At 49.5% G+C, this 24093-nt stretch carries 18 protein-coding genes; 11 read left to right on the top strand and 7 right to left on the bottom strand.

Going from position 1 to position 24093, the window contains the following annotated elements; genetic code table 11:
- The first annotated feature begins 37 nt into the window (after positions 1–37).
- The 6 genes from V8Z93_RS08680 to V8Z93_RS08705 all read left to right on the top strand — a co-directional run bounded on the left by V8Z93_RS08680 (position 38) and on the right by V8Z93_RS08705 (position 6727).
- Positions 38–1195 (top strand): NADH:ubiquinone reductase (Na(+)-transporting) subunit B, encoded by a 1158-nt coding sequence (locus tag V8Z93_RS08680; protein WP_089542477.1) that lies wholly within the window; start codon positions 38–40, stop codon positions 1193–1195.
- A gap of 18 nt (positions 1196–1213) precedes the next feature.
- Positions 1214–1816 carry an FMN-binding protein gene (locus V8Z93_RS08685; RefSeq protein ID WP_117727985.1) on the top strand — a complete coding sequence of 201 codons (603 nt, stop codon included), beginning with the start codon at positions 1214–1216 and terminating at the stop codon, positions 1814–1816.
- A gap of 12 nt (positions 1817–1828) precedes the next feature.
- Complete coding sequence (locus tag V8Z93_RS08690) at positions 1829–2455, top strand: NADH:ubiquinone reductase (Na(+)-transporting) subunit D (protein WP_089542479.1); 627 nt, start codon at positions 1829–1831, stop codon at positions 2453–2455.
- Between the two features lies 1 nt (position 2456).
- A complete protein-coding gene (gene nqrE, locus V8Z93_RS08695; RefSeq protein WP_006848996.1) occupies positions 2457–3080 on the top strand; it encodes an NADH:ubiquinone reductase (Na(+)-transporting) subunit E in 624 nt (207 codons plus the stop codon).
- An 18-nt stretch (positions 3081–3098) separates the two neighbouring features.
- A complete protein-coding gene (nqrF, locus tag V8Z93_RS08700; RefSeq protein ID WP_089542481.1) occupies positions 3099–4373 on the top strand; it encodes an NADH:ubiquinone reductase (Na(+)-transporting) subunit F in 1275 nt (424 codons plus the stop codon).
- A 788-nt stretch (positions 4374–5161) separates the two neighbouring features.
- A complete protein-coding gene (locus tag V8Z93_RS08705; protein ID WP_439431278.1) occupies positions 5162–6727 on the top strand; it encodes an AAA family ATPase in 1566 nt (521 codons plus the stop codon).
- A gap of 71 nt (positions 6728–6798) precedes the next feature.
- Here the strand turns inward: V8Z93_RS08705 and V8Z93_RS08710 are convergent, their stop codons facing one another.
- Together V8Z93_RS08710 and V8Z93_RS08715 are read right to left on the bottom strand one after the other, a co-directional pair.
- Positions 6799–6894 (bottom strand): smalltalk protein, encoded by a 96-nt coding sequence (locus tag V8Z93_RS08710; RefSeq protein ID WP_203038913.1) that lies wholly within the window; start codon positions 6892–6894, stop codon positions 6799–6801.
- Positions 6895–6999: 105 nt separating this feature from the next.
- Complete coding sequence (locus tag V8Z93_RS08715; protein ID WP_203038914.1) at positions 7000–7620, bottom strand: DNA-binding protein; 621 nt, start codon at positions 7618–7620, stop codon at positions 7000–7002.
- 755 nt (positions 7621–8375) lie between these two features.
- Between V8Z93_RS08715 and V8Z93_RS08720 the strand changes: the two genes are divergently transcribed.
- The 5 genes from V8Z93_RS08720 (at position 8376) to V8Z93_RS08740 (ending at position 14257) form a co-directional block, all read left to right on the top strand.
- Positions 8376–9290: a hypothetical protein gene (locus V8Z93_RS08720; protein WP_439431279.1), complete on the top strand. Its 915-nt coding sequence runs from the start codon at positions 8376–8378 to the stop codon at positions 9288–9290.
- A 24-nt stretch (positions 9291–9314) separates the two neighbouring features.
- The gene (locus tag V8Z93_RS08725) at positions 9315–9737 is read left to right on the top strand and encodes a hypothetical protein (protein WP_439431280.1); all 423 of its coding nucleotides are present in this window, start codon (positions 9315–9317) and stop codon (positions 9735–9737) included.
- Positions 9738–10011: 274 nt separating this feature from the next.
- A complete protein-coding gene (locus V8Z93_RS08730) occupies positions 10012–10815 on the top strand; it encodes a phage antirepressor (RefSeq protein ID WP_203038920.1) in 804 nt (267 codons plus the stop codon).
- A 23-nt stretch (positions 10816–10838) separates the two neighbouring features.
- Complete coding sequence (locus V8Z93_RS08735) at positions 10839–13382, top strand: BT4734/BF3469 family protein (protein WP_439431281.1); 2544 nt, start codon at positions 10839–10841, stop codon at positions 13380–13382.
- Between the two features lie 314 nt (positions 13383–13696).
- Positions 13697–14257, top strand: coding sequence for a DUF5675 family protein (locus tag V8Z93_RS08740; RefSeq protein WP_439431282.1), 561 nt, complete (start codon positions 13697–13699; stop codon positions 14255–14257).
- A gap of 255 nt (positions 14258–14512) precedes the next feature.
- Here the strand turns inward: V8Z93_RS08740 and V8Z93_RS08745 are convergent, their stop codons facing one another.
- The 5 genes from V8Z93_RS08745 to V8Z93_RS08765 form a co-directional block, all read right to left on the bottom strand.
- Entirely contained in the window at positions 14513–16147 is a 1635-nt protein-coding gene (locus V8Z93_RS08745) for an ABC-F family ATP-binding cassette domain-containing protein (RefSeq protein ID WP_439431283.1), read from the bottom strand.
- A gap of 526 nt (positions 16148–16673) precedes the next feature.
- Positions 16674–17567 (bottom strand): discoidin domain-containing protein, encoded by an 894-nt coding sequence (locus tag V8Z93_RS08750; RefSeq protein ID WP_439431284.1) that lies wholly within the window; start codon positions 17565–17567, stop codon positions 16674–16676.
- Positions 17568–17598: 31 nt separating this feature from the next.
- Positions 17599–19569, bottom strand: coding sequence for a RagB/SusD family nutrient uptake outer membrane protein (locus tag V8Z93_RS08755; protein WP_439431285.1), 1971 nt, complete (start codon positions 19567–19569; stop codon positions 17599–17601).
- A gap of 7 nt (positions 19570–19576) precedes the next feature.
- Entirely contained in the window at positions 19577–22786 is a 3210-nt protein-coding gene (locus V8Z93_RS08760) for a SusC/RagA family TonB-linked outer membrane protein (protein ID WP_439431286.1), read from the bottom strand.
- Positions 22787–22938: 152 nt separating this feature from the next.
- The gene (locus tag V8Z93_RS08765; RefSeq protein WP_439431287.1) at positions 22939–23700 is read right to left on the bottom strand and encodes a tRNA threonylcarbamoyladenosine dehydratase; all 762 of its coding nucleotides are present in this window, start codon (positions 23698–23700) and stop codon (positions 22939–22941) included.
- Positions 23701–24093: the final 393 nt, after the last annotated feature.

Raw genomic sequence — 24093 nt, forward strand, 5'->3', positions numbered from 1 at the left:
AACCCCTATAAACTTTTAACTATTAATTATTTAAATAATGAGTGCATTAAGAAATTATCTCAATAAGATAAAGCCTAACTTCCAAGAGGGAGGTAAGCTGCATGCCTTCGAGAGCGTGTTTGACGGTTTTGAGAGCTTCCTGTACGTGCCAAATACGACAGCGAAGAGCGGAGCCAGCATCCACGATTCTATCGACTCGAAGCGCATCATGAGCTTTGTGGTAATCGCCCTGATTCCTGCTTTGCTCTTCGGTATGTATAATGTGGGATACCAGAATTTCAAGGCTGCAGGTACACTGGATGCTGCCAGCTTTATCGAGGTCTTCGGCTTCGGATTCCTGGCTGTCCTCCCTAAGTTGCTGGTTAGCTACATCGTGGGTCTCGGCATCGAGTTTGCCTGGGCTCAGTGGAAGCACGAGGAAATCCAGGAGGGTTACCTCGTCAGCGGTATCATCATCCCGTTGATTATTCCTATCTCTACACCATTGTGGATGCTCGCCCTGGCGTGCGCCTTCGCAGTCATCTTCTGCAAGGAAATCTTCGGTGGCACGGGTATGAACATCTTCAATGTGGCTGTGGGTGCCCGTATGTTCCTCTTCTTCTCATATCCATTGGCTATGAGTGGTGATAAGGTTTGGGTGGCTAAGGACGCTATCTTCGGTCTGGGTAACACCCTGCCTGATGGCTTCACAGCTGCTACTCCTCTCGGCCAGCTGGCTCAGGGCAGCATGCCTTCAGCTAGTCTCTGCGATTCTATCATCGGTTTCATTCCTGGCTGTATCGGTGAGACTTCAGTCATCGCCATCGCCATCGGTGCCATCATCCTTCTCTGGACAGGCATCGCATCCTGGAAGACCATGGGCAGCGTATTCGCAGGCGGCATCGTGATGGCGCTTATCTTCCAGGCTCTCGGCATGACTCCTATCGCTTGGTATGAGCACATCGTTCTCGGCGGTTTCTGCTTCGGAGCCGTATTCATGGCCACCGACCCTGTAACCTCAGCCCGTACCGAGAAGGGTAAGTACTTCTACGGATTCTTCATCGGTGCCATCGCCGTTATCGTACGTGTGATGAACCCAGGTTATCCAGAGGGTATGATGCTCGCTATCTTCTTCGGCAACATGTTTGCTCCACTCATCGACTACTGTGTAGTTCAGAGCAACATCTCACGCCGTGCTAAACGTGCTATTAAATAATGTAGGAGGAATGTAGATATGAAGACAAATTCAAATAGCTATACTATTATCTATTCGGTTATCATCGTGGTAATCGTGGCATTCCTGCTCGCGTTCGTGTCTTCTTCGCTGAAGGCAACACAGGATGCCAACGTGGCTCTTGATACTCAGAAGCAGATTCTGAACTCCCTCAACCTGCGCGACCTTGACAACGCTACTGCGGCTGCCAAATATAAAGAGGTGGTGAAGGACGAGAAGGAGAAGGATGGCATGAAGTATTACGAGTGCGAGATTGATGGTCAGAAGAAGACTGTATATTCCGTAAAGGGTATGGGTCTCTGGGGCGGCATTTCAGGCTTCATCGCCGTGGATGCCGACAACAACACCATCTATGGCGTATATTTCAACCACGAAGGCGAGACTGCCGGACTCGGTGCTGAAATCAAGGACAACTTGAAGTGGCAGCAGAAATTCCAGGGCAAGAAGATTCACAAGGATGGAGTAGAGGGCATCGCTCTGGGCGTTGAGAAAGACGCTCCTGCCGGCGACCCTAACAATGTGGATGCCGTTACCGGTGCTACATTGACATCCAATGGTGTGGATGCCATGCTCAAGGAAGGTCTTGCTAAATTCATTAAATAATTAAGCGAAATTATGGCATTATTTAGTAAACAAAATAAGGAGGCATTCATCAAGCCACTGAACGGCGACAACCCTGTCCTCGTCCAGGTGCTTGGTATCTGTAGTGCCCTGGCTGTTACTTCCCAGCTGAAGCCAGCCATTGTGATGGGACTTGCCGTTACTATCATCACGGCATTCTCTAACGTGATTATTTCCATCATCCGCAACACCATCCCTCAGCGCATCCGTATCATCGTCCAGCTGGTGGTAGTGGCTGCCCTGGTTACCATCGTGAGCCAGGTGCTGAAGGCTTTCGCCTACGACGTGAGCGTGCAGCTCTCAGTGTATGTGGGTCTGATCATCACCAACTGTATCCTGATGGGTCGCTTGGAGGCGTTTGCCATGATGAACAAGCCTTGGCCTTCATTCCTCGATGGTGTAGGTAATGGTTTGGGTTACGCCCTCATCCTCGTGATTGTGGGTGCTGTTCGTGAGTTCCTGGGCCGCGGCTCATTGCTCGGTTTCCAGCTGATTCCAGAGGGAGCTTACGACTTTGGATATGTTAACAACGGTATGATGACCATGCCAGCCATGGCATTGATTCTCGTTGGATGTGTAATCTGGGTACATCGTGCCTATATTTATAAGGAGGAGAAGTAAGATGGAGCACGCAATAAGTTTGTTTTTCCGTTCGATTTTCGTCGACAACATGATCTTCGCCTACTTCCTGGGTATGTGTTCATACTTGGCAGTATCCAAGAACGTGAAGACCTCTTTGGGCTTGGGTTTGGCAGTAACCTTCGTGTTGCTCATCACCGTGCCTGTAGATTACCTGTTGCAGACCAAGGTGCTCAGCGCCGATGGCATTCTGGGTGTTGACCTCACTTACCTGAGCTTCATCCTCTTCATCGCCGTCATCGCCGGTATCGTGCAGCTGGTCGAGATGATTGTAGAGAAGTTCTCACCATCACTCTATGCAGCGCTGGGTATCTTCCTGCCATTGATTGCCGTAAACTGTGCCATCATGGGTGCATCGCTCTTCATGCAGCAGCGCATCCTGATGGAGCCTACCAATACTCAGGCTATCACCTCTGTATGGGATAGCATCGTGTATGCCGTAGGTTCCGGACTGGGTTGGACACTCGCCATCGTTCTGATGGGAGCCATCCGCGAGAAGATGCAGTATTGCGACGTGCCAAAACCACTGCAGGGACTCGGCATCACATTTATCACAGTAGGCCTCATGGCAATGGCTATGCTTTGCTTCTCAGGCTTGAAAATCTAAAATAGGAGGACTATAGATATGGGTAATACATCATTTATATTGGCTAGTATCGGAGTTTTCCTCGTGGTGATTCTCCTGCTGGTTATCATCCTGCTCGTGGCTAAGAAGTATCTGAGCCCTAGCGGAAATGTAAATATCGAAATCAATGGCGACAAGACCATCAACGTGCCTCAGGGCAGCAGTTTGATGACTACGCTGAATGAGAACGGCATCTTCCTGCCTTCTGCCTGCGGCGGTAAGGCAAGCTGTGGCCAGTGTAAGGTTCAGGTGCTCGAAGGCGGCGGCGAGATTCTCGATTCAGAGAAGCCTCACTTCACCCGCAAGCAGATTAAGGACCACTGGCGTCTGGGATGCCAGTGCAAGGTGAAGGGCGACCTGAAGATCAAGGTACCTGAGAGTGTGATGGGCGTGAAAGAGTGGGAGTGCGAGGTTATCTCCAACAAGAACGTTTCATCATTCATCAAGGAGTTCAAGGTGGCATTGCCTCCAGGCGAGCACATGGACTTCGTTCCGGGTTCTTACGCTCAGATCAAGATTCCTGCATACGACTGCATCGATTACGACAAGGACTTCGACAAGGATCTCATTGGCGAGGAGTACATCGGAGCATGGAAGAAGTTCAACATCTTCTCTCTCAAGGCTCACAATCCAGAGCCTACCGTTCGTGCTTACTCTATGGCGAACTATCCTGACGAGGGTGATATCATCACTCTTACTGTACGTATCGCCACAACTCCATTCTTGCCACGTCCACAGGTAGGATTCCAGAACGTACCAACAGGTATCGCTTCTTCTTACATCTTCTCATTGAAGCCAGGCGACAAGGTAATGATGAGTGGTCCTTACGGCGACTTCCATCCTAACTTCACCTCGGGCAAGGAGATGATCTGGATTGGTGGTGGTGCCGGTATGGCTCCATTGCGTGCTCAGATCATGCACATGACCAAGACTTTGCACACTACAGATCGTGAGCTTCACTTCTTCTACGGAGCGCGTGCATTGGGTGAGGCATTCTTCCTTGAGGATTTCTGGGAGCTTGAGAAGGAATTCCCTAACTTCCACTTCCATCTTTCATTGGACCGCAAGGACCCAGTGGCAGATGCTCAGGGCGTGAAGTACTACGAGGGCTTTGCAGTTAACTGCATCCGTGACACCTACTTGAAGGATCACGAGGCACCAGAGGATTGCGAGTACTATCTCTGCGGACCTCCAATGCTGATCAAGACCGTTACAGATTATCTGGATTCTCTGGGAGTTGATCCTGAGAGCATCATGTACGATAATTTCGGATAAAAGAAATCCTTCCCTTCCGGAAGGCTTTCCGGAAGGAGAATTTTCGGAAAGAGAATTTTCGGAAGGAGATTATAAAAATAAAAGCGATGCTTGCATGAATTTGCAGGCATCGCTTTTTTGTTTTGTTATTTACTCAAGTTTCGCATGTAAGCTCCACACGCCCTGAAAGGGCAGAAGCTCCTAGCCCAGGGCATCGCCCTGGGTAATTACGGACACAAACTTGTCGCCCTGTAAGGGCAAAAGCTTTAAAATACTGGGCAATATACAAAGCTTTTGCCCTTTCAGGGCGCCTTGCTGATTGCCATTATCCCCAGGGCGATGCCCTGGGCTAGGAGCTTTTGGGCCTTCAGCCCGTTCTTGAACCACATGCGAAAGTTCAGTTATTTATATTTTGTTCATTTCTTTGGGGCAAATATATTTTGTTTTTATGAGATAACAAAATTTCCCTTTATTTTTTGCGCAACTTTAACATCACTATGTGGTAGTGATGCCAAAGTTGGTGGCCTTCATCTGATGAACCCCAGCAACTTTTTTTTCATGTGGTGGGGTACATGATGTTCATCTTTTCTTATTATAGCTTGCTTGCTGCGGATTCAAATCCGCTGTTCCTAAAAAGGTTGGGATATTTTTTTACGCCGGATTGCAAATACGTTGGAGTGCCAAGGGTAGTGTTTTCGATCGGAATAGCCAAAATGTATTTCCCTGAGCTAAAAATATTTGAAATTGTGTTTGGCTAATTCGGAATTTCTTCGTAACTTAGCAGCGCAAAACGTAAAGTATGTAGGAATATGGCTAAAATAGTAAATAAATATCCTGTAGGAATACAGACTTTTGAAAAAATCCGAGAGAAAGGTTATCTCTATATAGATAAGACCCAATATATCGTGGATTTCCGGCAAAAGTTGATGTCTTATGTTTTTCTGAGTCGTCCAAGACGATTCGGAAAGTCGCTCTTTGCTTCTACCCTTCAAGCCTATTTCGAGGGAAGAAAGGAACTTTTTGAGGGATTGGCCATTGCTGATTATGAAAAGGATTGGGTGAAACACCCTGTGCTCCATTTCGACTTGAGTGGTGCCAAGCACATGGGGGTAGAGCAGCTGGAAAGGTATCTGGCAGATATGCTTGAAGAGCAGGAAATGCGTTGGGGATATGAGAGTCATCAGGTAGATGCCAACCTCCGTTTGAAAGACCTGGTGAAAAAAGCATACAGGCAGACGGGCGAGAAGGTGGTGATTATCATAGATGAATATGATGCCCCTTTGCTTGATGTGGTGCATGAAAAGGAGAATCTGAAACCGCTGCGCCTCATCATGCAGAACTTCTATAGTCCCATCAAGATGCTCGATCCATACCTGGAGTTTACCTTTATCACAGGCATCACCAAGTTCTCGCAGCTCAGCATCTTCAGCGAACTCAACAATCTCGATAACATCAGCATGTTCGACCAGTATTCAGCCATCTGTGGTATCAGCAAGACCGAACTTACTACGCAGATGAAACCGGATGTGGAGGCGCTGGGCGAAGCCCTTGGCATGACATACGAGGAGTGCCTGGCGGAGTTGACACATTTTTATGACGGCTATCACTTCAGTAAGAAATCAGAAGATATCTTCAATCCGTTCAGCCTGGTAAAGGCGTTGAACGCACACGATATTGCTCCTTACTGGTTTGGTTCGGGTACACCAACTTATCTTATCAAGACGCTGCAGAAATATCATGTTAATGTGATGGATATCGAGAAAAAATCATGTGATGTGGATGACTTCGATGTTTCGCCCGAAATGGTGACATCTGCGCTTCCGCTGCTCTATCAGAGCGGTTACCTCACCATCAAGAAGTATAACCCGATGCTGCATCGCTATACTTTGGAATATCCTAACCGAGAGGTGAAGATAGGCATGCTCAAGAGTCTTGCGCCCAACTATCTTTCGCCAATATCTTTGGATAACAACAGTTTGGTGGGTGATATCCTGGAAAAGCTCTATGAGGCAGATGTTGAGGGTGCGATGGTGCGTCTGAAGGCTTATCTTGCCAGCATCACTAATCGTTTGAGCAACAAAAGTGAACGGGATTTTCAGACGGTGTTCTATCTTATCTTCAACCTGATGGGTGCCTACATGCGGGTAGAGGAGGATAGTGCGATAGGCAGGGCTGATGCTGTGGTGTATATGCCCGATGCTGTGTTTGTTTTTGAACTGAAATATGATGGTTCTGCAGAGGAAGCAATCAGGCAGATAGATGAAAAGGGATATCTGATTCCGTATTTTGCCGATGGCAAGCGCCTGTTTAAGATAGGTGTAAATTATGATAGTAATCAGCGAACCATCAGTGATTGGAAGATTAAGGAAGAATAAGGAAGATTAGAAAAAGTTGGTGACCTTCATCTGATGAAGCCCACCAACTTTTTTCGAGTGATTGAATCGTTTTAACTCATGCAGCTCGTAACGCCGAGCGAAGTGGCTACGGCAGTAAGAATCGAGATTAAAATCTGAATCAATGTCTTCCAGTTTTCCTTCTTCATAGGCAGTATTTTTAGTGATTAATGATTAGTGATTAATGATTGGTGGTAAATGATTATTTTTAGCGATGTGATAGGATAGAAGAGTAGCCCCCGAAGGGGCTAACTCTACAGAGTGATGTGCTCGTTATCGCCATTGCTTCCGGTTCCGTCACCGGTTCCGCCACCCTGGCTAGTGTTGCCACCAGAGCCTTCACTGCCAGTTCCACCTGAGCCTTCGCTGCCAGTTCCACCAGTGGTTCCGCCACCCTGGGTGTTGCCGCTGCCACCTCCGTCAGAACCGCCGCCAGGGGTGGTTCCGCTGCCGTCCTCTTCGCCTCCACGGGCGTCGTAGGCAGTAATCTTGCAGAGCTTCTTCAGCTCGCTGTTACTCCAGTTCTTGGTATTTTTTACCAACAGATGGATGCCCTCCACGCTTGCCGAAGTAACCTTGTCGCGGCTCACCTCACCACGTGAACTCATGCCGATGGAGAAGAGGCCCAGGTCGCCCAGACGCACGCTCTTGCCGTCGAGAATCAGCTCCTTCAGGCAGTCGAGCATATCCATCATCACACCGTGCACGGTGCCGCGGCTGTAAGGCGAGTTGTGGGATGAAATGTGATCCACGAACTCCTCGAAGTTCATCTCTCTGTCGGTAACCACAGTGGCATACCAGAGTTCCTTACCAGCGTTCTCACCCGTCTGAGGGGTGCGCTTAATCTTACGATACTTAATGTTTCCTTGTCCCATAAGCTTTCTAGTGATTAATGATTAGTGATTAATGATTTTTATTGACGTAGGGGGAGAGTCCGGAGACTCTTTTCTCCCAAGTAGTCATCAGGAGCCTTTCTTCTGATTGACGATGCAAAGGTACAACAAAATTCTGATACCACCAAAAATCACCCTGCAGAGTTATGTTAAACGCCGTTAACATTTGGGCGGAATCCTGTTAATTAAAAAAACTCTATGATTACGGAGGAAGAAAATATAGTTTCTTCGAGGACATCTCATAGTTTTGCTGCTGAGAAGACTGTGCCCTTTCGTCGAAGCTTCCACCCCAGAAAGCCCTGATTGATTACGATTACGATTACAGTTCCATTTTCCGCACGATGAAAGTAGGGGTTATATGGGGTTTATATTATATATATTTATATATATAAATATATATAATATAACTCTCTATCTCCCTAAGTTTTCCAGAAGTATCAACCCTGCGGATTTTTGAACTGTAATCGTAATCGTAATCAAGTGGGGTACTTCGCTCAACCCAGTGGGTGCTTTGCTCTACCTTTCGGAGAGGAACCTTTTGCTCTACTTCATGAAAACAAAATAAAAACAATTTTTTTTCTGATTTGTTTGGTCGTTTCGAAAATAATCATTACCTTTGCGCCCACGACTAATGAAACACCTGTTTCCCTCGTTTACCAAGAGAGATGGATGCTCCACGAATCGCAGAATATAATAATAACAAACTCCTAACCGAGTTATTAAAACAAATGACGATTATGGAAATTCCTAACAATCAAACCAGTCAAGTAGCTGCTCAGCAGTATCGTATGAAGTCTTCTATCGAAGAGTATGAAGCCAATGGCTTGAACAACCTGTTGATGCAGATGTTCAAGAAAGTATTGCCGTATGGTGCTATTCATGAGGACGATCAATTGATTTATTTCAATGTTGCCTATGCGATGGCAGCCCAGCTGTATAACTCCCCCAAAGGAACTATGAAGGAACTTTTTTCAGAGGTTGAAATGTTGCTTCAGAAGAGCAAACATGGAGATAGTAATACTTATATTTTTGATGATGAGATTTTTCTTTGCCTGTGGATGATGCATTCTATTTTGTTCTTGCAGGCCCATAAATGGCTTCAGCTGAACGTATTTCTTAAAAAAATGAAGAAGGATTTAACCGATAAGAGGTTGTGTGATGCAAAGGTTTTCCTTTTTTTGGGAGGGTGTTTCCCTAAGATGATAGCTGCTGTGAAGGAACGATTTTATTCTCCGGAATTGTATCCTCTTGACCCCAATGAGTTGAAGATACAGGCATTGGAGGCTCAGCTTGACGCAGAGAAGAAGAAGAATGAGCATTTCAAAGCCATCGAGAAAAGTAACTATCTCACCGCTACCTTTAACGAGCAGCTTGAGCAGAGATGCAAAAAGCTGGAAAGGCAGCTGAAAGAGGTGCTCGACAGTCATCGCATCGAGAAGGAAACGATGCAACGCATTATAAATCAGAAGGATGAACAAATTAAACTGCTGAAAGCAGGGGCCATGAATGGAATACCACAAGGGACAACTGGTGGGGTTACCGTGAATAATTTCTATGGTTCTGTTGCCCAACAGTCGAACAATGCTAACAACGTTTCGTCGTTTATGCCTGACTGGATGGAAGAACAGAAAAAGAAGATAAACAATCTTTGAGCAATCTTTAAATAAGTGAACGATATGGAAAATCAGAATGGCAACAATTGGGAAAGACCGACGATTCTGAACAACTTTTATGGCAACATCGGTCAGCAGATAAACCATGTAGACAAGATTGAGGCTCATTTCGATAAGAACATGGGCATCGAGGTGGATGGGCAGGATATCCTGAAGGATATGGCGCAGGCTTCTTCGCAAGACGAAGACTGGATTGGCGAGATTCTGCTCTGCTTCATGGGCGACAAGGCAAATGCCCTGGAGTTTGTGCGCTTGGCGAGAATGCTGAAACCTGCACAGATTACGAACTTGGTCAACGCATGGCTGGTGGAGAAGAAGATAAGTGATATCAGCTACAATCGTGATTTGTGGAAACCGCTCCACAATCATGGCATCTATCCATGCACGGAGTCGTGCTGGAACAGTCAGGTGCATTTGCCATGGTGAAAATATGAAGCAAGGGATTTGCTCCTTGTAAAATTGCAATAAGCAATGAACAACGCGAAAAGCAATAAACAACGCGAAATTTGAATAAGATAACTTGTACAAACTTGTACGATTCTTTGTAGAATGCTTGTAATTACTTGTAATCATTTGTACAACAGGTAATTACAGGCATTTTTTATTTCTGTTTCTTTCTTTTCTTCCTATCTTTGCATTGTCAACATGTCAACGGAATGTTGAATTTAAAACGATTGTTGAATTTTAAAAATGCAAGATTATGACAACGAATGTACAGACTTTCAGTCACCCTCTGTTTGGTGACATCCGTGTAGCTGGCACCTTTATGGAGCCACTGTTCTGCCTGGTAGATGTTTGCAATGCCCTGGACATCAAGAATCCGAGCCGTGCCAAGACTGCACTGAAACCTGGTGGGGTTCATCTGATGAAGGTCACCACCACGCAGAAGAATCAGCACGGCGAGTCGGACAAGAAGCACGAGGTTTACTTCACCTTCATCTCGGAGCTCAACTTCTACAAGCTCATCATGCGCTCCGACAAGCCACAGGCTGAACCTTTCCAGGACTGGGTGTGCGGCGACGTGCTGCCCGCCATACGCAAGGACGGCGGCTACCAGTTGAACACCAAGATTGGCCAACTGGAGGCGAGAATCGCTTCGCAGAAGGTGCTTCTCAACGAGACCTGCGCTGTGGTGGCGAAGCAGGAGCAGGACATCGACCATCTCTTTGATGATGCTTCCTATGCCATCGACGTGCTCCGCTCCATCTCGTGCTATACCACCACGCAGATAGCCAAGGAGATGGGGCTCACGGCGCAGGAACTGAACCGATGGCTCTGCGTGCAGCACGTGCAGTATTACCAGAGCGGACAATACATGCTCTATGCCGAGTATGCCCATCGCGGATATGCCAAGACCCGCACCCATCATGGCGAGGTTTCTCCGAGAATCACTGCTTCGCACTCGCATCTGGTGTGGACGGAGAAGGGCCGCAAGTTTATCCATAAGTATTACGAGGCGAATTCCCGTGAAGACGATGATAAGGTAGTGGAATTTATAAAGTAAAGAATTTGTAAAGTAAAGAAATAATGGCAATAGGATATTCTGATAATATTAGAAGTCAGGTGGTGCAGACTTGCACCCCTGAACTTCTTCACCAGGCGCTGAAGAGCAACAGGGTGAAGACGGTTTGCGCCCAGTTGGCGGATGCCCTGGAGAGCAAGCTGCGAGGTGAAATCTGCAACGATGATTACGAGGAGATGAAGAAGAAACTCAAGTCGCAGTTGCCTATCCTCACGCCCCACGCCACTTTCAGAAATGGCAGGCGCAAGAATGATGAGGCTATCCCCAGCGGCCTCTCGATTTATGATATCGACCATATTCCGAACCCCCGAGGATATTGGGAGGAGAAGAAGAAGGTGCTGGCTAACAAGATGTTAGGTGAAACGAAAATCCTCGACCTGATAGTGCTCGTTCACGTTACTCCTTCCACCCAGGGCCTTCGCCTCGTGTTTATCATCCCCGAGGGGATGGATATTGCCATGGCGCAGCGATGGATGTCGCAGCAGCTGGAGGATTCGGAGTATGATACGGTGGTGAAGGATTTGGCTCGCCCATCTTTCCTGGTTCCCGAAGAGTATCTTCTTTATATCAACGAGGAGGAGCTTTTCAAGGAAAGAAAAATTACATCCCCAAATGCTGATCATCAAGTTCAAAGCCTTCAGAAAGTTAATAATTTAGAGTTAAAAGTTAATAGTAATCATAAAGTTCAAAGTTCAAATTGCAATGTTCAAAGTAATGACAATCGATTTCCGGGCACTAACGGCGATAACGCTGTTTCTGCTGGCGCTGCTGTTCAGCCTGCCCAATCTGCTGATAGCCATCCTGTTGATGATTCTCATCTCAGCCCTGCTGGAGATGATCAAGTTGCTGGCGGAGTGGCAAATCAAGAAGCCTTCCCCTCAGAATACCAAGGCATTCCCTATGCAAAGCTCACTGCCAAAATAGTGGAGCTGCTGGGCGGCGAACCGGAACATGGCTCGCGCAATGCCTTCATCTTTACCCTGGCTTGCTACCTGCGCTATCTCTGCGACGACAATGCGGCTTGGATCAAGCAGATTATCCCCACCTTCGGCGAAGAGCAGAACCGAGCCTTCGCCACCGTGGAGAGCGCCTGCAACCGAAAGCAGGGCCACCGACTGCCCAACATCGTGCGCACGGCCATCAAGCTTTCGCAGGAGGAGCAGGACAAGGCGAGGGGCACAGGATGCTTCGACGAGGATAACTTCGGCGATATCAGCAACCCCGAATCGTATTTCTACCACATTCATCAGATGCCGCAGAAACTGCCCAAGCTCATCAAACTGCTTGTATCGAAGACACCCGAAATCTATCGCCCTGCCGTATCGCAGGCCGTGTTCCCGCCCCTGGCTTCGCATCTGCTCGAAACCCGGTTCAAATATATCGACAATGTAGAGCATGAAGCCACCTTGATGCAGATTCTCTGTGCACCAACGGGTAGCGGAAAGGAGTCTGTGAGTCAGCCGATTAACAGAATCATGGAGGATATCAGACGCCGTGATGAGGAGCAGCGTGAACGTGAGCGGAAATGGAAGGAGGAGTGCAACAGCAAGGGTGCCAACAAGGACCGCCGTGAGCGCCCCGAGGGACTGGTGATTCAGGAGGTGAACATCGACATGACCAACCCTGCCTTCGTGCTCCGAATGAAGGAGGCTGAGAACCACTTCCTCTATGCCAAGGTGAACGAGCTGAACCTCTTTGATGCCCTGAAGGGCAAGACCAACCAGCATTTCAGAATCATGGAGCTGGCGTTCGACCTGGGCAACTACGGGCAGGACCGTGTGGGAACCCAGAGCGTTACGGAGACGGTGCAGGTGAGGTTCAACTGGAATGCGAGTTGTACGCCCCGAAAGTGCAGGGATTATTTCCGCCGTGTGGTTACGGATGGTCCGATTTCGAGAATCTCGTTTTCCACCATCGAGCGCCGTCCCTGCGGTTCGGAGATTCCGGTGTACGGCACCTATGATGCTGCCTTTGATGAGGCGCTGAAGCCTTACATCGACAATCTCTTGAAGGCGAGGGGCTTGGTAAACTGTCCGCAGGCGCTGAGGCTTGCCCGGAAGCTGATGGAAGAGAATGCCGAGTTCTCGCGATTGTCGCAGAATTTCGTATTCGAGAATCTCTCGTTCCGTGCCAATGTCATTGCCTACCTGAAGGCATGCGTACTCTATGTGGCGAACGGCATGAAATGGGAGAGCAGCATCGAGGATTTCATCCGATGGAGCGAGCGTTACGACCTGTGGTGCAAGCTGAAACTTTTCGGACAGATGATTTATGATGCCGACAATGACCGTGCCGACAATCCGAAGACGGCTCCTCATGGTCCGAAGAATCTGCTGGAGCAGTTGCCTGATGAGTTTACGATGCAGGATTATGTGAAGCTTCGCCGTCAGGAGGGTTATGAGGATGACAACGTGCGCCGTGTGAACATCGCTCTGAACCAGTGGGTACATCGTGGCTACATCGTGCGGATTGGAAATAAGGAAGGTGATTACGATTACAATTACAGTTCCATTTTCCGCAAGTTGAAGTTCCTGAAGGGAGAGGGGTAACTATAAACTACTGAACTTTCGCATGTGGTTCAAGAACGGGCTGAAGGCCCAAAAGCTCCTAGCCCAGGGCATCGCCCTGGGGATAATGGCAATCAGCAAGGCGCCCTGAAAGGGCAAAAGCTTTGTATATTGCCCAGTTTTTTAAAGCTTTTGCCCTTACAGGGCGACAAGTTTGTGTTCGTAATTACCCAGGGCGATGCCCTGGGCTAGGAGCTTCTGCCCTTTCAGGGCGTGTGGAGCTTACATGCGAAACTTGAGTAAACTATAAATTATTAACTGTAAACTATAAATTTTTAACTATAAACTAAAAAAGTATGGAGATAGTTTTGAAGCGAATAGCAAAGAAGAATACTTACACCATCGGCCGACTGTATATTCTGGCTGATGAGGACGTAGACCGCAAGGTGGTAACCAGCTACAACGAGGGTTTGAAGCGTGAGTTTCGAGATAGTTTTGATGATGGGAAGTTGGGGGCAGATACTTATTTCTGCGACACCATGGAGCCCACGTGGCGCAATCTGCTGGGCGTGGAGCTGGAACCTCAGCTGGTGGATGCCCGACTGGGCAGGGTTTCGGGTAAGAAGGCGCAGAAGATGAAGGGCCACACCGCCATCCCCGAGGGCACGTATCCCGTGCTCATCACCCCGTCGCCGAGGTTCAGACAGTGGTTGCCCTATCTGCAGGGCGTTCCGAATTTTGAGGGTATCCGCATCCATGCCGGCAACTATCCTGATGATACCCAGGGCTGCATCCTGGTGGGCGAGAACAAGTTGAAGGGCATGGTGGTGAACTCCCGCATCTGGCTTCACCGACTGATGAAGCGCATGGAGGAGGCGAGGGATAAGGATGAAAGCATCTGGATTACCATCATCTGATGGGAAAACATGAGGAGGGTGTGTCATAAGCCACATCCCATACGCCCTGAAAGGGCAGAAGCTCCTAGCCCAGGGCATCGCCCTGGGTTTTTAGAATAAATACAACAAAGTCGCCCTGAAAGGGCAAAAGCTTTCAATTTCAAAGCTTTTGCCCTTTCAGGGCGACTTTGTTTTTGCCGACATTACCCAGGGCGATGCCCTGGGCTAGGAGCTTTTGGGCTTTCAGCCCGTTTCAACCGTACAGTTAGAGATTTTTTATTTCTTCTCCAACTCCTGAAGGCTTTCCATCTTTTTCGACTCCAGGAACTCGTAGATGCCGCACAGGTGCTCGCGAACCCTGCCATGACCGAATTCATATACCTTGCTCACCAAACCATCCAGGAAGTCACGGTCGTGACTCACCACGATGAGCGTGCCGTCGAAATCTAGAAGCGCCTGCTTCAGCACATCCTTCGTCTTCAAATCCAGATGGTTGGTAGGCTCATCGAGAATCAGCAGGTTCACCGGCTCCAGCAACAGCTTCAGAATGGCAAGACGGGTGCGCTCGCCACCCGACAATACCTTCACCTTCTTCGTAGAATCCTCGCCACCAAACATGAAGGCACCCAGCAAATCGCGAATCTTGTTTCTTATTTCGCCCTTCGCCACATCATCTATGGTCTGGAATACCGTGAGCTCGCCATCCAGCAGGGAAGCCTGGTTCTGAGCGAAATAGCCTATCTGCACGTTATGTCCCAACTCCAGCTTGCCCTCGTTCTGCAGCTGACCCATGATGCATTTCACCAGCGTAGACTTACCCTCGCCGTTTCTACCCACGAAGGCAATCTTGTCGCCACGTTCCACGGTGAGGTTCACGCCGCTGAATATCTGCTTGCCGTCGAACGACATCGCCACGTCGCTCATCTGCACCGGATAGGCACCGCTTCTCGGACTCGGCGGGAACTTCAGTCTCAGTCGGCTGGTATCCTCTTCATCCACCTCGATGAGTTCCAGCTTTTCGAGCATCTTCACGCGGCTCTGCACCTGGAAGGTCTTGGAGTAGGTGCCCTTGAATCGCTCTATGAAATCCTTGGTCTCGGCTATCATCTTCTGCTGCTCCTCATATTTCTTCATCTGCTGCTCGCGGCGCTCCTTGCGCAGTTCCAGATACTGGCTGTAGGTGGCCTTGTAGTCGTAGATTCTGCCCATGGTCACCTCGATGGTGCGGGTGGTGATATCGTCAACGAATTTCCTATCGTGACTGATCACTACCACTGCCTTGGAACTGTTGATGATGAATTCTTCGAGCCATCCGATGGATTCGATGTCGAGGTGGTTGGTAGGCTCATCGAGGAGCAATACATCAGGCGATTTCAGCAGCAGCTTTGCCAGCTCGATGCGCATGCGCCATCCTCCCGAAAACTCGCTGGTAGGGCGGTTGAAATCGGAACGCTCGAAGCCCAGTCCGAGCAGCGTCTTCTCTACATCCTCCTCGAAATGGGTCATGTCGATGGCGTAGAACTTTTCTGAAAGGGAAGAAACCTTCTCGATGAGCTGCATGTAGTCGTCGCTATCGTAGTCGGTGCGGGTGGTAAGCTCGTTGTTGATGCGGTCTATCTCTGCCTGCATCTCGTGCAGATGGGCGAAGGCCTGGCAGGTTTCCTCGAACACGGTTCTGCCGTCTTCGGTCATCAGGTGCTGAGGCAGATAGGCGATGACGCAGTCTTTCGGGGCGGATACGGTGCCACGGGTGGCCTTTCTCACGCCTGCAATGATTTTGAGCAGGGTACTCTTTCCTGCGCCATTCTTGCCCATCAGGGCGATACGGTCCTTCTCGTTGATTTGGAAGGAAATGTCTTTGAATAGGGTGGTGCCGCCGAACTCGACGGTCAATCCATCAACTGTAATCATATTTCTTTCTTAAATCTTTATTTTATTATATTTTATTACTTAATTCAAGTTTCGCATGTAAGCTCCATACGCCCTGAAAGGGCAGAAGCTCCTAGCCCAGGGCATCGCCCTGGGTTATTACGGACACAAACTTGTCGCCCTGTAAGGGCAAAAGCTTTAAAATTCCGGGCAATATACAAAGCTTTTGCCCTTACAGGGCGTCTTGCTGATTGCCATTATACCCAGGGCGATGCCCTGGGCTAGGAGCTTTTGGGCCTTCAGCCCGTTCTTGAACCACATGAGAAAGTTCAGTTACTTAATTCAAAACTGTTCTGATCCAAGGATTACATACGGATTTCATACGGATTACGCACGGATTTCATACGGAATTCTGGATATCATTCTGCAAAGGTACGAAAAATTATCGGATATACGAAAAATTATCGGATAGGAATCAAAAAAAGGAGGAAAACTTGCGCTTTCCTCCTTTTATCTGATGTTTTTGTTCTTTCAGGGTTTCTTGAATCCCCTTTGAAAGATTTCTTCTTTACTTCTCGTTCTCTGGATCGTAGATAGAACGGGTCATTTCCTTGATGCTCAGCTCGGCCATAGCAATCCACTGGCTGCCGGAATAAGCTTCGTCAATCTGCAACCAGAGATACTGGAACTCATCTTTTTCACTGAACAGGCCTGGAGATGTATATTCAGGAGCCGTGCCTTTCGGCAGCACATCGCTACCCAATTCGCTAATCTTCCATGCTTCGGCAGCAGTAGGGGTGTCGCCCGCCTTGTTGCTTGCCCAGACGGTGATGTGCTTAGGGTTGTCGTTGTTGTTGTTGTTACGGCCCTTATACCAGAACGATACGCCCTTCACCTTCTTGCCCAGGTCTACACGGATGTAGTGAGGCCATGGAGTTGGAGCACTCCAGCTCATGTGGAAGTAGGTGCCGTTGTTGCCGTCGATGAGGGCTGCGATAGGACCCTCGGATGATTCCTGGTCGTCGGTCCAGAGCTGTGCTGCGGTCAGGCTGATAGGTCCCACCTCGTAGTCCTTGATGTCGGCTGGCACGTAGCCGGCCTTGGCATTCTTGGTGAAGAGCACCTTCTCGCCGCCGTCTTTGCTCACTGCCGTGAATGTGTAGGCGAGTTCGCCATACTTGGCAAAGAGTCCGTCGATCATGAGGGAATCGGCATAGGAGCTGGCGTTGAGCACGCGGTGGCCCTTAGCGGGGTCGTCGTAAGCCACCTTAATATAATAGTAGTCTTTGTTCTCTGGAATAGTCCAGTGGAACACCACCTTGCCTGGCTGTTTGCTGTCGATGGTGACGGTCTGCTCTTCGATGTTCACTGCCGGTGCAGTCTTGTCGTCATCAGAGCATGCTGTCATCGTGCCGACAAGGGCCACAGCCGCAAGCATTTTTATGATATTCTTTTTCATCATTGTGTCTTTTTATTTGTTACAATGCTTAAAATTAATAACCCGGAGTCTGTACCACGTGGTCGTTTCGGTTGATGTCGGCTGATGGGATTGGCATCAGATAGTTCATCGGCGACTGGAACTTACGCTCGAATACTACTTCCTGAACCTCGCTGAAATCGTTGATGTTCTCGGCATCAATGTTCAAGCCCTTCGCCTTCACGTTGAAGTACTTCTCGGCAAGCAGCCAGCGGCGCATATCCCAGAAGTTCTGGTTCTCGAGATACATCTCGTTCATGCGCTCGTTGCGGATGATGTCGCGCAAGCCTTCCTTGGTGGTAGCCTTGGATGGATCCTTGCCAAACTGCTCGTAAGCTTCCTTCACGCCTGGCAATCCGGCACGGGTGCGCACCTTGTCAAGGTAGAGGCGGGCATTGGTCAGGTCGCCAGTTTCAACCAGACACTCGGCATAGCTCAGGTAAAGCTCTGCCAGTCGGATGAGCGGCCAAGGGGTATTGGTGTATTCCCAACCGCTTTTTGACTTCACGAGGTCTGGGTTCACAAACTTCTTGTTGAGGAAGCCTGTAGGCGAGTAGTCGCCAGTACGCTTTGAGTTGGCATTCTTACCACGGCTGCAGTTTCCGCCGATCATGAAGTCGCAGATAAGTCGACCGTGAGTGTTGTCTGAAGTGAGTGTGTAGTTGGCATCATCACTATATGCACCGTTGTTTGAAGCACTCAGAATCTCGTAGTAACCATCCTGGAAGGCAACCCACGCATAGTAGCGAGGCTCGCGGTCGAGGTTGAACTTCTGGGTCTTGCGACCTGGATAAGCCTCATCCTTGTGAGCTTCATCCACCTCTACAGGGGCCCAGCGGTCGGCATAGTCGAAGGTCTTGTCCTGATCGATAGGCAGACCGTTCTTGGTGTAGAAGCGGCTGAGCATGGCAATGGTAGGAGCCACACCGTTCCAGGCACCGTTGCCACTATAGATATATGGCTCACTCTTGTTCTGGATGCCGTAGTAACCCTCGCCACGGGAGTCTGCCCAGATCACCTCAGAGTTGGCTCCTGCCTGCTCATCTTCTGCCGAGTAGTCGGTGATGGTGTAGCGCAGGGCACGCACGTGTGGGTCGGCAGGATAGCCGTTATATTTGATCTTGCAGTCGCCACGGGTATAGAGGTGGTAGCCTGCAGCTTCGGCGGCGGTGATGGCATCCTTGAAGGCTGCGGCAGCCTTGCTCCACTTGCTCTCGTCGTAGGTAAGCGGCATGAGAGTCTTTCCCTCCTTGTCCTTGAAGTCGGAATAGAACTTGCTGTTGCCGTTGAACAGTGGGGATGCAGCATAGAGCAGCATCTTTGCCTTCATCGCCTTGGCTGCTACGCTGGTGGCAAGACCGAACTCGCCTGCCTGTGCACCGGTGCGGGTAGCAGGCAGACCCTTGGCTGCCTCGTCAAACTTCTCGCAGATGAAGTTCACGCAGTCTTCGTAAGGCTCCTGGCCCTGATAGTCGGATGGCAGAAGCATCGGGTCTGGGGTCTGGTGAACGATGATGATAGGACCATAGCAGCGTGAAAGCAGGAAGTGGTAGTATCCGATGAGGAAGGTAACCTGTGCCTTGTAGTCCTCGCGGTCCTTATCAGCAAGTCCGTGGAAGTTGCCGGTCTTGTTCAGCTCGTCCTGGAACATGTAGCACTGGCGGATACCCTGATACAGGGTGTTCCAGTAGCTGATCACTGGGTTGGAGGCTGAAAAGTTGCCCTTAGGGAATGCGGCGAATGTCTCATGCTCGTAGGCTGTCACCACCTCGTCTCCGGTAAAGAAGTCGAGCGAAGACGTTCCGGAGTTAGGGGTTGGCAGGAATCCGTAGCAGGAGTACAGATAGTTGAGGGCTGCCTGGCGGTCCTTGGTCATGTCGGTGCCAGTGGTTGTCTCGGCAGGAATCACATCAAGATAGTCGCACGATGTCATCGTGAAACCCGCAGCGAGCAAGCAGCCTATGAATGCTTTATTGAGTATTTTCATATCTTCTTTAATTTAATGTGAGTTGAACACCTACGTTGATTGTCATCTGTGTCGGATACTTGGTGGTGTAGTTACCACCGCCCATCTCTGGATCCCACTCCTTGAAAGGTGAGATGGTGAGCAGGTTGGTTCCGTTGACATAGAATCGCATGTTCTTGAGCGTGTAACCGATTTCTGCGTTCTTCAGCTTCAGGAATCTACCGTTGCGCAACCAGTAGCTTGATGATACTGTGTTGTGGTTGTTGTAGTTGTCCGTGAGGCGTGGATACTTCGCATTCGGATCCTGGTTGTCCGGGCTCCAGTGGTTTTCGTCGATGAACTTCAGTACGCCACGGCGATAGGATGAACCGAATGGCTGGATATCGCTGAGCATCAGTGCCACGTTGCCACGGCCCTGGAAGAATACGGAGAAGTCCCAGTTCTTGTAACCTACTGACGGACCGAAACCGTAGATAATCTTCGGAACGCTTACGCCCAATGGCACCTGGTCATCGGCTGTGATGCGGCCATCATACTTGCCCTCACGGTCAGGCTGGTCCACATACTTGATGTCACCAGGAGCGATGGCGATGTTGCCGAGCGTAGAGGTAGGACTGTTGGCGATATCTGCCCTGTCGATGTAGAGTCCGTCGGAAACGTAACCCCATACGGTGTTCACGTTCTTGCCCTGGCTCTTCATGGCGTCGCGCTTGCCCGGAGCCTCATCGTATACGGAAATCTCGTTGTTGTTGTAGGTGAATGTGCCCTGGAACTGTACGGAGAGATCCTTGTTGATGCGCTTGCTGTAGTTCACTGCCAGATCCACACCCTTGTTGATTACCTCGGCAAGGTTACCATAGATCTTGGTATTGGCTGTACCCAGATAGTTTGGTATGGAGAGCTTCTGCTGGAAGATGTTGCTGCGGCGCTCGCGGAACCAGTCGACGGTGATGTCGAGGGCATTGAAGAGCTGCAGGTCGAAACCGATGTCGAGCTTATGGCCCACCTCCCATGATACGTTCTCGTTGCGCAGACGGTTCCATCCCGGACCGGAATAGGTTACAAAGTTGCCTGGCAAACCGGTGGTGAACGAACCGTTGCCGGTGAGCGATACGTCCTCACGATAGATGAAGCGCTCGTAACCATACTGGTCGTTACCTACGAGTCCGTAGGTACCACGAATCTTGAAGTTGGAAACGGTTTGCTTGATAGGCTCCCAGAACTTCTCCTCGCTGAGGTTGTAACCCAGACCCACTGATGGGAAGAAACCCCACTGGTGACCCTTGGCAAACTGCTCGGAACCGTTGTAACCTGCGTTGAACTCAATCAGGTAGCGGTGCTTGTAGTCGTATGTGGCACGTGCTGCGAAACCAATCTTGCGCTGTGGCAGAGACGAAAGCACATTATCTGCAAAGATATTGGAGCTATACTGGTTGATGTTCCAGAGGAGCATACCCGTAACGGTGTGGTCGCCGAAGCTTCGGTTGTAGTCGAAGTATGCCTGAGCATAGTAGCGGCGGTCGCCGGCATTCTGACCCGAGTTGCTGAGCACAGGCTTCGATGGGTCGCCCTTAGGAGTCTGCACGTAGGTATAGGTGCCGTCTTGGTTCTGGGTATAGTTCTTCAGCTCGTAATGGTTGTAGTTGAGCGAGCGGAAGGTGGTACTCTTAGACCAGTTCTTGAACGAGAACATCAGGTGGAAGCCCAGACCCTTGGTAATGAAGTCGAGCTTCTGGTCGAAGTTCAGGTTGGCATTGATGGTACTTGCGAATGAATCCTGATATCCGCTCACGAGTCGCGCCATCGGGTTGGCGTTACCTCCGTTGGCAAGCTGGCGGTATCCCCAGTGAACCCACTCGTCGCCCTCATTGTTATATGAGATAGGGAAGAGCACTGGGTTGGCGTTCATCATCTGCGAATAGAGGTCGTTCAGGGAAGCCGAGATGTCGTTGCTGCCTGCCAGCGGACCGTGCATGTTGTCGAGTCCGGCATAGAGGTGGAGCGAAATCTTCGACGACTTCGACATGTTGAAGTCGATGTTGTTCTGGAACGCATATCGCATGTAGTCGATATTGTTGTTGTAAGAATAGTACTCCTTACTGCGGTTGCGCAGCATACCGGTTTCGTGGCTCACGTTGAGGTTCATGAAGTACACGATCTTGCTGGTACCACCACGCACGTTCATGTTCGCCTTCTGGTTGTATGAAGCCGACTTGAACATCTCCTTATACCAGTTGACATCTGGGAAAATCTCGCCGTTCACGTGATTGCGTGTGTTGGCAATCTGCTCTGCCGTGTAGAGGGTGTTACCTGTACCTTCGTTGGTAACAGCCTCGTTGAAGAGCTCCATGAATCGGGCACCGTCAACAAATTTAGGTTTGGATGTAGGCATGGTTACGTTGGCCTCTACGCGGAAGGAAATCTTCGGTTTGTCGAGGTCCTGACCACTCTTGGTAGTAATGATGAGCACACCATTGGCACCGCGCGAACCATACATGGCGGTGGCTGAAGCGTCTTTCAGGATAGAGAAACTCTCGATAACGTCTGGGTCGAGGTGGTTGAGGTCGTCCTGCGAAATCTCCATACCATCCATGACGATGAGTGGCGACTTGGCACCACTGATGGTGGCGATACCACGGATGTAGAAGTCAGATCCGTTGGCACCTGGCTGACCGCTGCTCTGGGTAGCGATGACACCCGAGAGTCGTCCTGCGAAAGATGATGAAATACTAGCCGATGGCACACGCAGCGACTCTGGTCTTACCTGCTGCACGGAACCCACCACGGTTTCCTTCTTCTGGGTGGCACCGAAGGCAGTGACTACCACGTCGCCAAGGGTCTGTGAGTCTTCCTTGAGGTGAATGCTCAGCGGCTTGTTGCCGTTGAATCTCACTTCCTGGGTCTGGCAACCGATGTAAGAAACGACGATGACTCCACTTGTAGAATTCACGTCGAGTTTGAAGTTACCATCCACATCGGTTACAGTACTTTGCTTCGAGTTGTTCTTCAAAACAACCGTAGCACCAATAACAGGTTCACCTGCTTCGTCAAACACGGTACCAGTAATACGCTGGTGCTTTGCCTGCTGCGTAGCGTTGAAAACGCTTTCAGTCTTGGGTTTCAGGGAACCAGCAATGCCTGTACTTCCAACAAAGTTGTTGTCTGCTGCCAATGCTGACATTGGCAAAAGCATTGCTGCTCCAATCACACCCAGCTGCTTTCTTGCTTCTTTTTGCATAAGCTGATGTTAGATTAGAATGAATACTATTTAGATATATAATCTCTTTTCAGCTGCAAAAATAATAAAAAACTAATAAAAATATAAAATCTTTAACCTTTTTAACTATATATTTTTTTAAAATTATAATATTAGTATACAAAAATGAAGATTTAGTCGATGATATGGTTGATAACGATACCTGCTATAGCCATTCCGAACGATGCTGTGATGTGGCAGAGCGAACCGTTGATCTGTGCCTTGTTAGAGCCCCATTCGTGCTCCACGAGTCGCTGGTCGCCCATGTTCTGCATCGGCTTTTCCTCGCTGTATACGCAGATGAACTTGCGTCGAGGGAAGGTTTTGTTCTTCTTGAATCTCTTGCGCAGGCATCTTGCCAGCGGGTCGCCATCCACCTTCCAGAATTCAGTCTTTCTGATCATGAAGGGGTCGCGGCGCAGGGCTGCACCCATGGATGATACGAAGGTGATGTGCTTGGGCAGGGCGGTGGCACGCAGGATAAGGTCGGCCTTATCCTTCAGTGAGTCGATGGCGTCGATGATGAAGTCGTATTCTTCCATGTGGAATTCTTCTGCCGTTTCTGCCTGATATATTTTCTGATAGGCGATGATGTTGGCATCGGGATTGATTTCCAGCAGGCGCTGGCGCAGGGCATCCACCTTCACTTCGCCGATGGTGCGGCTTGTGGCCATCAGCTGTCGGTTGCAGTTGCTTACGCATACGCGGTCGCTATCCACGATGGTGATGTTGCGCACGCCGCTGCGCACCAGTCCCTCGGCGCACCATGATCCCACGCCTCCGATTCCGAAGATGAGCACGCGTGCGGATTGTATTTTTTCGAGATTATCTTTTCCCAGGAGCAGTTCCGTGCGGCACTGCATTCCCCCTTCCATTGTTGTGATTTTATTTTCCATTTATCCTTTTATCCTTATGAATTAATTGTCTTATGAATATGAATTTAAACAGTCGCTCAAAAAAGTTGGTGGGGTTCATCAGATGAAGGTCACCAGGTTGGTGGGGTTCATCAGATGAAGGTCACCAGGTTGGTGGGGTTCATCAGATGAAGGTCACCTCTTGAAGTTTCGCAAGTGGTTCAAGTACGGGCTGAAGGCCCAAAAGCTCCTAGCCCAGGGCATCGCCCTGGGTATAATAGCAATCAACAAGGCGCCCTGTAAGGGCAAAAGCTTTGTAAATTGCCTGATTCTTTTGAAGCTTTTGCCCTTACAGGGCGACAAACTTGCGTCCATGATTACCCAGGGCGCTGCCCTGGGCTAGGAGCTTCTGCCCTTTCAGGGCGTGTGGAGCTC

The sequence above is a fragment of the Segatella copri genome, from assembly GCF_051861805.1.
Lineage (GTDB): Bacteria > Bacteroidota > Bacteroidia > Bacteroidales > Bacteroidaceae > Prevotella > Prevotella copri_M.